This is a genomic window from Bacteroides sp. AM16-13, assembly GCF_003602705.1.
In the GTDB taxonomy this organism is placed as follows: domain Bacteria; phylum Bacteroidota; class Bacteroidia; order Bacteroidales; family Bacteroidaceae; genus Bacteroides; species Bacteroides xylanisolvens.
In genome coordinates, this window is record NZ_QTLK01000046.1 from 1 (window position 1) to 519 (window position 519).

The following is a 519-nucleotide window of genomic DNA, read 5'->3' on the forward strand; positions in this document are numbered from 1 at the left end:
TTCTGGACAAGCGACAATACGGATGCACTTCAGCGTATCTACATCCAATGGGGCACTTCCTATTTCTTCCCCGCCATCGGCATGGGGGCGCATATCAGCGCAAGCCCTAACCATCAGACATCGCGTTCCGTTCCGTTGAAGTTCCGTATTGATGTAGCGATGAGCGGACGCTTAGGTATGGAAATACAGCCCAAGAATATGACGGAAGAGGAAAAGGCATTGTGCAGAAAAGCCATTGCCGAATACAAGACAATACGTCCCGTCGTACAGTTCGGAGATATTTACCGTTTACTTTCTCCGTATGACAAACAGGGCGCAGCTTCGCTGATGTATGTATCGCCCGAAAAGGACAAAGCCGTATTCTACTGGTGGAAAACGGAACATTTCTGCAACCGGCACTTGCCACGGGTGAAGATGGCAGGACTTGCTCCGGACAAATATTATAAGGTGCATGAGCTGAACCGCATCGACACTGAACCTTTGAATTTTGAAGGTAAAAGTTTCAGCGGTGCGTATCTG

At 48.7% G+C, this 519-nt stretch carries 1 protein-coding gene; it reads left to right on the plus strand.

The window, feature by feature from the left end; all coding sequences use genetic code 11:
• The coding region (locus DW173_RS22935) for an alpha-galactosidase (protein ID WP_199722862.1) at window positions 1-519 on the plus strand (519 nt) is incomplete at both ends.